Source organism: Bacillus sp. B1(2022), assembly GCF_040259625.1.
Taxonomy (GTDB): Bacteria; Bacillota; Bacilli; order Bacillales; family Bacillaceae; genus Bacillus; species Bacillus velezensis.
Window position 1 is genome coordinate 339,581 of record NZ_JANIFO010000004.1, and the last position, 11,753, is coordinate 351,333.

At 45.6% G+C, this 11,753-nt stretch carries 13 protein-coding genes and 1 pseudogene; 2 read left to right on the forward strand and 12 right to left on the reverse strand.

The features are described 5' to 3' along the window. The first annotated feature begins 60 nt into the window (after window positions 1-60). A complete protein-coding gene (locus NQS30_RS10250) occupies window positions 61-1,140 on the forward strand; it encodes a GGDEF domain-containing protein (protein WP_025284473.1) in 1,080 nt (359 codons plus the stop codon). 16 nt (window positions 1,141-1,156) lie between these two features. On the opposite strand, the pseudogene NQS30_RS10255 reads toward NQS30_RS10250, so the two are convergent. Next, a pseudogene (locus NQS30_RS10255) lies at window positions 1,157-1,987 on the reverse strand (MetQ/NlpA family ABC transporter substrate-binding protein). Window positions 1,988-2,369: 382 nt separating this feature from the next. On the opposite strand from NQS30_RS10255, the gene cspB reads away from it, so the two are divergent. Next, window positions 2,370-2,570 carry a cold shock-like protein CspB gene (cspB, locus tag NQS30_RS10260; protein WP_003155376.1) on the forward strand — a complete coding sequence of 67 codons (201 nt, stop codon included), beginning with the start codon at window positions 2,370-2,372 and terminating at the stop codon, window positions 2,568-2,570. Between the two features lie 91 nt (window positions 2,571-2,661). On the opposite strand, the gene NQS30_RS10265 is transcribed toward cspB, so the two are convergent. The 11 genes from NQS30_RS10265 to yhbH all read right to left on the reverse strand — a co-directional run bounded on the left by NQS30_RS10265 (window position 2,662) and on the right by yhbH (window position 11,601). Next, complete coding sequence (locus NQS30_RS10265; protein WP_218791537.1) at window positions 2,662-3,609, reverse strand: ABC transporter permease; 948 nt, start codon at window positions 3,607-3,609, stop codon at window positions 2,662-2,664. Further along, window positions 3,602-4,519 carry an ABC transporter ATP-binding protein gene (locus NQS30_RS10270; protein ID WP_012117151.1) on the reverse strand — a complete coding sequence of 306 codons (918 nt, stop codon included), beginning with the start codon at window positions 4,517-4,519 and terminating at the stop codon, window positions 3,602-3,604. The genes NQS30_RS10265 and NQS30_RS10270 overlap by 8 nt, the downstream gene beginning before the upstream one ends. Beyond that, window positions 4,520-5,236: an ABC transporter ATP-binding protein gene (locus NQS30_RS10275; RefSeq protein WP_015239456.1), complete on the reverse strand. Its 717-nt coding sequence runs from the start codon at window positions 5,234-5,236 to the stop codon at window positions 4,520-4,522. Beyond that, a complete protein-coding gene (locus NQS30_RS10280; RefSeq protein WP_007408436.1) occupies window positions 5,226-5,603 on the reverse strand; it encodes a GntR family transcriptional regulator in 378 nt (125 codons plus the stop codon). Before NQS30_RS10280 ends, NQS30_RS10275 begins: the two co-directional genes overlap by 11 nt. A gap of 2 nt (window positions 5,604-5,605) precedes the next feature. Then, window positions 5,606-6,373: a hypothetical protein gene (locus NQS30_RS10285; protein WP_012117148.1), complete on the reverse strand. Its 768-nt coding sequence runs from the start codon at window positions 6,371-6,373 to the stop codon at window positions 5,606-5,608. A gap of 118 nt (window positions 6,374-6,491) precedes the next feature. Next, the gene (locus NQS30_RS10290; RefSeq protein WP_003155385.1) at window positions 6,492-6,863 is read right to left on the reverse strand and encodes a hypothetical protein; all 372 of its coding nucleotides are present in this window, start codon (window positions 6,861-6,863) and stop codon (window positions 6,492-6,494) included. A gap of 12 nt (window positions 6,864-6,875) precedes the next feature. Then, window positions 6,876-7,409, reverse strand: a complete 534-nt coding sequence (locus NQS30_RS10295) for an NAD(P)H-dependent oxidoreductase (protein WP_003155386.1) — start codon at window positions 7,407-7,409, stop codon at window positions 6,876-6,878. A 24-nt stretch (window positions 7,410-7,433) separates the two neighbouring features. Continuing rightward, a complete protein-coding gene (locus NQS30_RS10300; protein ID WP_012117147.1) occupies window positions 7,434-9,029 on the reverse strand; it encodes an MFS transporter in 1,596 nt (531 codons plus the stop codon). A 40-nt stretch (window positions 9,030-9,069) separates the two neighbouring features. Beyond that, window positions 9,070-9,735, reverse strand: coding sequence for an HlyD family secretion protein (locus NQS30_RS10305; protein ID WP_007610259.1), 666 nt, complete (start codon window positions 9,733-9,735; stop codon window positions 9,070-9,072). Window positions 9,736-9,771: 36 nt separating this feature from the next. Beyond that, a complete protein-coding gene (locus NQS30_RS10310) occupies window positions 9,772-10,236 on the reverse strand; it encodes a MarR family transcriptional regulator (protein ID WP_003155389.1) in 465 nt (154 codons plus the stop codon). 180 nt (window positions 10,237-10,416) lie between these two features. Beyond that, window positions 10,417-11,601, reverse strand: a complete 1,185-nt coding sequence (gene yhbH, locus NQS30_RS10315; RefSeq protein ID WP_012117146.1) for a sporulation protein YhbH — start codon at window positions 11,599-11,601, stop codon at window positions 10,417-10,419. Between the last annotated feature and the right edge of the window lie 152 nt (window positions 11,602-11,753).

The window sequence follows — 11,753 nt, forward strand, 5'->3', positions numbered from 1 at the left end:
TAATGATTTTTCTCTTTTCTTTCCATCCTTTCTTTAGTAACTTATATAAGGGTGATTGTTATGCTGAAGGAACTGTTTCTTAATTTGACGATTTTAATCACATTTAATTATCTCTTCACCGTTCTTTTTAAAGAGTCGCTTTCACATAAAGAAGACCGTCCGATGTTTCAATTACTGAAGGGGGCGGTTTGCGGGCTTTTAGGGGTTTTTCTGATTGCTTTCGGCTTTTCTTACTCCGATTCCATCATTGATCTCAGAAATATCCCCATTATCATCGCCGCTCTTTACGGGGGCTGGGTGTCTACAGCAGCTGCCTTTATCATTATCGTGGCAGGCCGTATCCTGATCAATTTCAATGCCAGCGCCATTTATTCTATCGCCGCAGTCGGCATGATTGCGATACTTTCTGTGGCAGTATTCAGAGGAAAAAAGCCGAATCACAAAAATGCGTTCGTTATGCTGCTCTTTTCAAATGTTATTATCACCCTGACGCTGCTGTTACTTATGCCTGAACAGCCTGCCGGGGCCCTCGTTTATTTTTGGCTCATTTCTACCTTGGGCGGAATGCTGTCGCTGTATATCATTAAACACGAAGCCGATGCCCGCCTTTTGTTCAAGCAATACAAGTTTCAAGCGAATTATGATTTTCTGACGGGGATTTTTAATAAGAGAAAATTCGAGGAAGTCTCGCGCGTTCTGTACGATCGGGCGTCTCAATCCCCCTCGTCTCAGCTCGCGCTTATTTATTTGGATATTGATCACTTTAAGCAGATCAATGATCAATACGGCCATTATGAAGGGGACCAAGTGCTGAAGGAACTGGGGGCGCGCCTGAGGCTCTTACTCAGCAGTTCTGATCCGTCAGCCCGCATCGGCGGGGAAGAATTTGCCGTGCTTATGCCCAATTGCACGTATACAAAAGGGCTTCACCTCGCAGAAGAAATCAGGCACACGATTGACGCGAACCCGATTCTGCTGACGAGCGGAGATACAATTCCCGTGACCGTTTCCCTCGGCATCGCGCATTATCCGACAAATACATCGGACCCTCAGACATTGCCCCTGATCGCGGACCGGATGCTGTACAAAGCGAAAACATCAGGGCGCAATCAAGTGTGCAGCACTGAAAAAAAAGAATGATCGCCCGAAGAGGAAATCATTCTTTCTTTTCAGTGAGAAAGCCGCCCCTCAGGAAAACAGGAATCAGGCTGCCCTCATATTCTTTTTCAATAAACGCCGCGGTATCATCTGATTGATACAAAGACAGGAGTTTTTGCATCCGTTCATCATCTTTATCCTCAGCCCTGAGGCGATCAGATGAATATACGCTTCCTTCATTTGCGCCGATCGGATCAGCGCGTCCTTCTCCGCATGAAATCCTGCTCTTTTCGCCTCGCTTTGACTGAGAACTGCTGCGTCAGCATGTTCCGCCGCCTGATAGGCGTTCTTTTTTGTTTCCGTTTTTAAGGTCAGATGCTTCGGGTTGTCCTTGATCATATCAGTTGAACCCGTACCGGTGAATCCCTTTTTCAATGTCATCAGTCCGGCCTCCTGCATGAGAAAAAGCGCCCTGCCGAAGGCCGCCGCTTCACCAGGCACGGCAATGACCGCTCCGTCCGGTATATCCTTCAGCCGTTTATGTTGCTTGGAATACACCCCCAGCGATGCCGCATACGTCGTTCCTAAAGGAGCCAGCTTCTTTTTCACATGAGGCGGCAAAGATTGAAAATAAGAAACGGATTGAAACGCATTGGCGTCGAGATCCCCGCCGGCAAGCGCCAAATCGGCCTCGGCATAATCCGAAAACGTTACCAAAGAGAGCTGCAATCCTTCCTCACCGGCTTTTTTCGCGACAAACTCCCAGATCGATTGATCAGGATTCATTGATTCCGATAGTAATTGTCCGGTTCCCGTCAGGATAATGACATGAAGTAAGTGACATGATCAAAATGAAAAGAAACAGACTGTTTATAAGCCGCAGGTTCAAGTTGACCTACTCCCTATCTATTTTTATGTACAGAGGCTGCACCATGGTATTCGGGCTCATGATTACATACAATACCGATTAAAAAAAGGGTTGTCAATTGCTTCCTTAAGAGGCTGCAAAGCGGTTTTTATCAGCTGAAAATGGGCTGTTCTAGTCTCAAATCTGATTTCCGTATCCGAGCGTTCCCCTCTTAAAACATGTTATTTCGAAAAAAGTTACATTTAGCAGTTGTTTTTTCTTCGAATTACTGGTAGAGTAAAGGTAATTATTTTTGTTCGAACTATCTTTAAGAAGAAAGTTTTGTAAGAGTTTTCGTCTTGGAAGTTTGTTTTAGAGCAAGAATAGTGAATTTAAGCGTTATGTCGCTTTAGGAGGAAATTTCATGTTAGAAGGTAAAGTAAAATGGTTCAACTCTGAAAAAGGATTCGGATTCATCGAAGTAGAAGGTCAAGACGATGTATTCGTTCACTTCTCTGCTATTCAAGGCGAAGGCTTCAAAACTTTAGAAGAAGGCCAATCTGTTTCTTTCGAAATCGTTGAAGGAAACCGCGGACCACAAGCTGCTAACGTAACAAAAGCATAAATTGTTTAAAAACCCTGCCGGTGTACGCCGGCAGGGTTTTTTTCATCTAAAACGAAAAGCTGTTTTGCAAAGGCAAAACAGCTTTTTTATATCAGGTGGCAATATCGCGTTTTAAGAAGACGCCGAATGCGAGCGCCAGAAAAATAACGAAGTAAATCACAAGCATCACAACCGAAAATGTCATCGTCATCCCCTCTACTAAAGGAGTCCCGTTCATATATTGCGACAAATCCGTATTGGCGAATAAAATATATTTGGTCCATTCAAATTTCGTGGCAAGAAATACAGTCGCCGTGTTTCCCATAACCAATAGAAAAATAGAAAATCCGACCGCTAATGAGCTGTTCCGGAATACCGCAGACAGCATAAACGCCATCGTCGCAAGCATAAAAGCGGAGACAGATTCATAGACATATGTTTTAGCGAGGAAGGCGATGATATTTTGCTCAAAAACATGGCCGTCTTTGTATACGAGATGAACATCAGCTGCAGTATCTCCCCCTGTACCGAAAAAGACCAATCCCAACAGAGCGGAGCCGGCAAATAAAATCACAAGCATCAGCAGTCCGAACAGCAGCACCGTCATATATTTAGAAAGCAAAATCTGAAAACGGCTGAGCGGACGGATAGCCAGCAGCTTGATCGTCCCCCAGTTGAACTCATTCGCCACGATGCCTGCGGCAATGATAATCGTAAACAGCCCGGTCAAAACAGTCATCATCGAAGAATCAGTTACGTATGACCACACTGTGTACCCTGTATCCTCAGGGATGTTATGATCCATACGGTATTGATTTATCGCGACATTCTGTTTCAGGTTATCAATGAGCGTCTGGTTTCCGGTTTCCTTCATCTGCTGTTTCATTTCTTTGTTTTCGGCCTGGAGCTCCTGTTTCCAATTCGGATTGGCTTCGCTCGAGGTGAAATGGTTTGACAGAAGCGCAAAACCGATCATCGAAACGCCTAAAATTACAATCATAGCCCACGTGCCGACGCGGCTGAAAATTTTTATCCATTCATTATAGATCAGCTTAAACATATTGAACCTCCTCTTTCGTCCCGCCGGTAATCTCCAAGAAACGGTCTTCCAAAGATTTTGTCATGATTTTCACTTCATATAAGCGGATGTTTTCACGGACGAGCAGTGAAATCACATCAGGCACTTCCTGTTTTGACAGCTTGATCTCAATGCCGTTTGTCTTCTTCACACAGTCAAACTGACTCAGAACGGCAAGAGCCTCTTCTCTTTGTTCAATATGGAAGAAGTATGTATCTTTATCCTCTTTTCCTTCATCCCTTACTTTTTGAATATCGACAAGCTCCCCTTTTTGCAGAATGCCGATTCGGTCGCACATTAACTCCATTTCTGACAGCAGATGGCTTGAGACGATGACAGCCATTCCTTTTTCACGTGTCAGCTTTTTCAGATGGTCCCTGATTTCCCTGATGCCCGCGGGATCAAGGCCGTTTGTCGGTTCATCCAGAATCAGCACCTTAGGATTATGCAGCAGGCTTTGGGCGAGGCCGAGACGCTGTCTCATTCCGAGAGAGTAGGTTTTTACTTTGTCATGTATTCTGTCCTGCAACCCGACGAGCTCGATGACCTCATCTATTTTTTCTTTCGTAACGCCTTTTACCATCCTTGCGTACTGCTGTAAATTTTTATAACCGCTCAGGAATTTGTACAGCTCCGGGTTTTCCACGATGGCTCCGACGTGCCTGACCGCTTTTGCATAGTTTTTCGTAATGGATTCCCCGCAGATTACGATGTCTCCCTGAGACAGTTTCATTAATCCGACCATCATTCTGATCGTAGTGGTTTTCCCCGCTCCGTTCGGCCCTAGAAACCCAAACACTTCGCCCGCCCGGACGGAGAAGCTCAGATCATGAATAATCGTTCGTCCTTTTATCGTTTTCTTTACCTGTTGCAGTTCTAATACCGTTTCCAATTAGAATCCCCCTTCTATTTCGTGCGCCTGCATGACGCTTCTGTACCATTGCAGCACGGACATTCCTTCCTGTTCCCGAATTTCTTCGACCTCGCGCCGTTCAGCGATTTTCCCTTTTATGAAAACCATCACTTCGTCTAACAGCGTCTCAATCTCGCCGATCTCATGCGTGGCGATGACGACGATCTGGCTGTCAAAATCAATATAAGATACGAGACTGTTGACAATCGACTCCCTGACCGCCGGATCAAGACCTGAAAACGGCTCATCCAGCAGAATGACGGATGCTTTTCTCGACAGGGCCAAAACGATTTTCAGCCTGCCCCGGCTGCCTTTGGACAGCTCTTTTATCTTCTGCTTCGCTGAAAGATTCATTTCCGTTAATAGGTTATGTGCTTTTTCCAGCTGAAAATCCGGGAATTGCGAATGATAAAATGTGAGCATATCACCGACGGTCGTCCGGGCGAAAAACATATCATGTTCGGTTAAATAAGCCGTACGAAACAGCATGTTCCTGCTTACTGCGCAATCTCCGATCCGGACGGCGCCCGAGGTCGGGAACGCAAGCCCGGCAAGCATTTTAAGCGTTGTTGATTTACCGCTTCCGTTCGGCCCTAAAATTCCGTAGATTTTACCCGGAGACAATGAAAATGATACATCGCTGACCGCGAGCCTGCGGCCGTATTTTTTTGTTACGCCTTCAAAATCAAGATTCATCGTTTCCTTCCTCCGCATATTGTTTGATCCCGTCGATCATTTCCTCAGGAGATAACCCCAGCTCCGCCATTTCCTGAATAAAGCGTTTGAAAACGTCTTTAGTCAGCCTGTCTTTCAGCTCCGCTTTCAGATCGGACCTTTCCGCTATAAAGGTTCCCTGTCCTCTTCTCGTCTCCACGATCCCCAGCCTTTCCATTTCACTGTACGTTCTTTGTATCGTATTCGGATTCACTTTCATCTGTACGGCCATCTCCCTTACGGACGGCAGTTTGTCCCCCGGTGAAAGCTCACTTCGGATCAGCCGGTAATATACACGATCGGCAATCTGCAGATAAATCGGCTTGGATGACTGAAATTCATTCTCCATCATTACACCTCAACCTTTCGATTCAGCAGCATAGAGGCCAGCGCGAGACAGAGCGCCGCAAGCACGATCACTGCCAGGAAGCTGAAAAGCGAGATGTGGACGGCCTTCAGCTCCACCGTCCAGCCGGTCAATTTTGTATAGTGAAAATCAAAATCCGCATACACTTTTACCGGCCATAAATCATGTTGAGATGAAGTGAAAGGCGTAATGATTTTATCGTCAATATAGGTCCAGACAAACGCAAGCACGATGCAGATCACCCAACGGAGGACGGGAACATGTTTTAATGAGTGAAAAACAGTCCAAAAGACGGCCACGATCACAGATAAATACGCTGAACTGATCAGCAGGTAAGCATTCAGTCCGGTTAATGTGCCGGCCAGGGGAATGGTGTGTTCCAGCGCTCCTTTTGCAGAAAGCATCCGGTACATCCAAATGCCGTAACCGGTCAGCGCCAGCTGCCCGATCAACTGATACAGCAGTGAGGCCGTCAGCTTGGAAGCCAGCAGATAAAATCCTCCATTCGGATTGTAAAGCCACAGCTGATTTTTTCCTTCTTTATGAAGGTGATAGTACATAAAAAGCGGCGCTACAAGAAATTGAAAAAACCCCATTGCCGTAAAAAAGCCGAAAATGACGAGCGGTTCTTTCTGACGGGCAGCGATGACATGGGCTGCAAACGCCCAGCAAATCATGCCGCAAAGCCACACCGCAAGCCAAATCCATGAAACTTTCGCATCTTTTTTCAGCAAACCTAAAAACGATGTCATTCTTTCTCTCTCCATTCGGATCAAGTGTATGAGTAACATAGTACACTAGATCATCACGTATTACAATATCTTCAATAAAAAAAGACAAATCCGCTCTTACGCAGATTTGCCTTTTCAATTACTTCTTTTTATTTTTTAAGGAGAGCAGCGCATCACGATAGCTGCTATCCTGCATTTTGCCGCCGCTATCAGGATCGTTTGGTTCCTGATCCGTCTCAGAAGTCTTAAACTTCTGAAGCGCCTGACGGTACACATCATCGCCCATTGTATTCTTTTTCTCACGGGGAGATTCAGATTTTACAACGACGGGAGCATGCTCGGCTGAGCGCTCCTCGGCCGGATCATGCTTTTCCGGCTGTTCGGCTGTAGTGCCGATCGCTTCTCTCTTTTCTTCTTTGACATCCTGTCCTGCAGAAGTGCTGCGGACATTGAATGTGATAAGAAGTGCAATCACAATGACAGCAGCAATAACCGCTATAATAATGGCCATATAACCCTCTCCTTACTGTCGTCCGGCAGTTAGATTACCTGTGACTTGGCTGACACGTCTGCCAAGCGCACGGCCTAATTGAAGGCCTTCTTCCGTCATCAGCACATCGCTGTCAACCGGGCATGTGACGCCCGCACCGTAGTAAGAGCCGTACAGCGCGTTTTCAGGAACGTTGCCGGGAAGTCCGACAACAATCATGCCTTGGTGAAACATAGGAGTGATCAGATTGTGCATTGTCATTTCTAATCCGCCATGTGTTGTCGCCGTCGTACAGAATACGGCGCCGACTTTATCAATCAGCTCGCCTTCAGCCCACAGATAGCCGAGTCTGTCAATCCACGCTTTTAAGCCTGAACTGATGGTGCCAAAGTGTCCCGGGCATCCCCAGATAATGGCATCCATGTCTTTCAGCTTGCGGATGTCTGCTTGATCGACATGATCGATCAGGACTTCAGCCTCAGCGTTTTCTCGTGCTCCTTCGGCAATGGCTTCAGCAAGGTGTTTTGTATGTTCGCCTTCACTATCGTACACTACGTAAATTTTCATTCAGGAAACCTCCCATTCAGATGATTAAGATTCCTTCACTTCTTTAGGGGCCGGAAGCAATGACAGCTCCTCTTTTTTCTTCGCCCGCTGTTTGTCTTTCCGTACGTCACGCAAGAACAGGCTCAGGACTACGCCGATAACCGCAAAGATCGTCGCCCACATAAACGCGTCATTAATCCCCATAACGTTGGAATTAAGTGAAGCTGTTTTGTAGAGATAAGAATAAACGGTTTGTTTCGCCGCATCAAGCGACATGTTCATGTTGACCATTAAATTCGAAACCGCGCTTTGGAACGACTGCATGAAGCTTGGATCAGCCGTGCTCGTTTTATCCGCAATCTGCGAATAGTGCATTGTCGTACGGTTCGTATAAATCGTTGTGATCAAACTTGTTCCGATTGAACCGCTGATCTGGCGGAGCGTGTTGCTCATCGCCGTGCCGTGGCTGTTCAACCGTGCCGGAAGCTGGTTCATTCCGGCTGTCATAACAGGCATCATTAACAGTGACATACCGAATGCGCGGATGGCATAGACAAGCATAATGTGCGTGTAAGGTGTGTCAATTGTCAATTTTGTGTACTGGAATGTCGTTGCGACCGTGATGATCAGCCCGATAATCGCAAGCGGTCTTGGACCGATTTTGTCAAACAGAATACCGGATATCGGCGACATGATCAGCATGACAATCGCGCCCGGCAATAGCAAGAGGCCCGATTGCAGCGCCGTAAAGCCGACTAAGTTCTGCAGGTAAATCGGAAGCAGGAACATTCCTGTGTAAAGCGCAACGGTAATAATGATGTTAATCACACTGGAAAGTGAGAAAATATCATATTTAAATACCCGGAAGTCGAGCATCGGTTTTTCAGAGCGCAATTGCTGAATGACAAACGCGGCAATCGCGATGACACCGACAATGACGGTAGACAGCACGATCGGATCTCCCCAGCCGTCGCTGCCCGCTTCACTGACTCCGTAAAGCAATGAGGCAAATCCGACAATGGATAGAATCGCACCCAAGCTGTCGAGTTTGATTTTTTGCGGTTCCACCAAGTTCTTAAAGAGGAAGAACGCTATGATTATAACGATTGCCCCGATCGGAACAAGGCCGTAGAACATAATGCGCCATGTGTAATGCTCGATGATCCAGCCGGAAAGAGTCGGTCCGACCGCCGGAGCAAACATCATCGCAAGACCGAAAATCCCCATTCCTTTCCCCCTGCTTTCAGGCGGGAAGATAAGCAGAATGGTTGTCATGACCAGCGGCTGCAGGATACCGCCGCCGACCGCCTGAATTAACCGGCCGATCAGCATGGTTGAGAAGTTAGGCGCGATTCCGCAGACTAACGTTCCCGCTGTAAAACAGAACATGGCTACGAGAAAGAGGCTTCTCTGTCCGAACCGGGTAATTAAGAACGCAGATAACGGAATCAAAACACCGTTGACCAGCATGTATCCGGTCGTAAGCCACTGAATCGTCGTCGCACTCACACCGAACTCGGTCATTAAGTGCGGCATCGCCACGTTAAGAAGCGTTTGGTTCAAGATCGCCAGGAATAACCCGGCCATAAGCACAATAAGCAATGTTTTAGGACTTTTTACTTGATTATCTGATTTAGCCACCTAAGACAACCTCCCTTCATGGTTTGATGACTGATCTGTATTATTCAGAGATTTTTACAGATGCGTTCATACCAGGAAGCACCTTGTCAGATGGGTTGCTGAGTGAAATTTTAACAGGAACTTTTTGCGTTACTTTTGTGTAGTTGCCGCTTGAGTTTGAAGAAGGCAGCATATCAAATGTTGAATTTGTCGCATAACCGATTTCTTCTACTGTTCCGTCAAATGTTGTATTAGGGTCGCCGTCAACAATTACGTCTACTTTGTTTCCTACTTCAATGTCTCTAATGTCTGTTTCTTTAATGTTTGCAGTGATGTAAAGGTGTTTCATGTCAATTTCCTGGGCAATTGTCGTACCGGCTTGCACCATTTGGCCGTTTTTCACTTCGTTTTTCACGATTGTTCCATCCATGATGGCTTTTACGTCAGCATTTTGCTGTCCTTTGATTTTTGCAACAACGTCGTTTTTGCTTACTTCTTTCCCCTCATCAAGGTTCCAGTCAGTTACTTTACCCGCAGCAGGAGCTGTGATAGCAGCCATGTCGCCGGCAACTTTTGCTTCATCGGTTTTTACATAGTGTGTGCTTTGATAATAGTAGTAAGCACCTCCGCCTATAATTGCAAGAACAACAATCAAACCGATAATGTTGGTCAGAATTAAACGTCCTCTGTTCATTTTGTTTTCTCCTTTCGTTTCTTCCTCTATCATTTTGTGGAATGATGATAAAAATATGTGGGGATTTTTTTATTTTCCGTTTTTCACTGCACAGCCGTTTGCAAGCTTCGTTAAACTTTCCGCAAGCTTGCGCAGGTACTGCAGTTCAGCGGTATTGAGCTGCCGGTATAAGACCGCCGCTTTTTCGGCATATTGAACAGCAGCTTTCTTTAGAAGTTCTTCCCCCTCTTCGGTTAACTGAATCATAACAACACGCCGGTCGTCGTGATAGTCGCTCCGAACCATTAGGCGGCGCTTATACAGAATATCGGTCATTCTCGTGACAGACGCCGGTTTCAGATCAAGCGACAAAGCCAGCCTTGAAAGCTGCGTGCTTTTGCTCTTATGTATTTTGAACATCAGCAGATACTGCAGCACTGTAATATCAAAAGGTTCAAGAACTGTCTCCAGAATCATTTTCTGCTTTTTGTAAATCGATCTGGAAGTATCAAACAGTTGTTCAAAACTGAGCAAAGCGAGCTCTGATTCAATCACCGTATTTTCACCTCATTCCCTTAATAATAGTTCACAAGATAAAATATTAATAAATGAAAGAAGGTTTGTAAAGAGAAAAGTTTCATTTTTTAAGGATTTTTTTTATGCCGTTTTTTCTCTTTATTTTTAATTTAAAAAAGCCGGGTGAAGAACCGCGGCCGCACGATTCTTCACTCGGCTTTATATTTCATACGATGCTTTGCTTACACCGGATTCCTCATTTTTAAAAAAGCTTTTCAGCGCTTGAAATACGTCTGATTTCTGTTTCAGGATGTAGTATTTAAATTTATCATCTTTGACATTTTTATAGGCGGACATGAGGGTGGAATGCCTGTTATATTGATTGACCTCACCGTAACAGAACAGATTCGATTTTTTCATGATGTCATTGACGAGCTTTACGCACCGGGCGTTATCCGAAGTCAGGTTATCTCCGTCTGAAAAATGAAACGGATAGATGTTGTAGCGGGCGGGGTCATATTTTTCATCAATCAATTCAAGAGACTTCCGGTAAACGGAGGAACAGATGGTGCCCCCGCTCTCGCCTTTCGAGAAAAAATCTTCTTCGGACACAACCTTCGCTTCCGTATGGTGGGCGATAAATTCGATATCAACCGTTTCATACTTTGTCCGTAAAAATCGTGTCATCCAAAAAAAGAAGCTCCTCGCCATATACTTTTCCCATACGCCCATCGAACCGCTTGTATCCATCATCGCTAAAACGACAGCTTTCGATTCCGGCTTCGTCACATCATTCCATGTTTTGTATTTCAGATCTTCCGGATAAATAGGGTAAAACGACGGCTTGCCTGTCATGGCGTTTCGTTTATAGGCCGACAGCATCGTCCTTTTCTTATCGATATTCCCTGTCAGCCCGGTTTTCCGGATATCATTGAACTCGATATCGGTATGGACGATATTGTCCCTTTCCTTTTGCTGCAGATTCGGCAGTTCTAATTCCTGAAACAGCGCTTCTTCCAGATCCATCAATGAAACTTCCGCTTCATAATAATCCTCGCCTGCCTGATCGCCGGCTCCCTGGCCTTTTCCAGCTCCCTGCTTTTTATCTGCGCCGTCTCTTGCGACGACATCGCCGACTTCGCTGTCGCCGTCGCCTTGGCCGACATGTTTATTTTTATCATAGTTATAACGGATTTTATATTCATCAAGCGAACGAATCGGGATTTTCACGACATCTTTTCCGTTGGACATAATAATGCTTTCCTCAGTAACAAGATCCGGAAGGTTGTTTTTTATCGCTTCCTGTACTTTCTTTTGGTGGCGCTGCTGGTCGTCAAAGCCTTTGCGATGGAGGGACCAGTCTTCCTCTGAAATCAAAAAATTTCCGCTGTCATTACGGGACATGAATTCCCCTCCTTAACCGTTATGGTCGTTTTACATGTGTATTCCGGCTTGGTCCTGTTTATGAAACAAGTCCGGCGAAAAGATTTATTTTTATCTTATGCCGGCCGGACTCTCCAATTGACAAACAATTGCGAAAAACAGACAAAAGAACC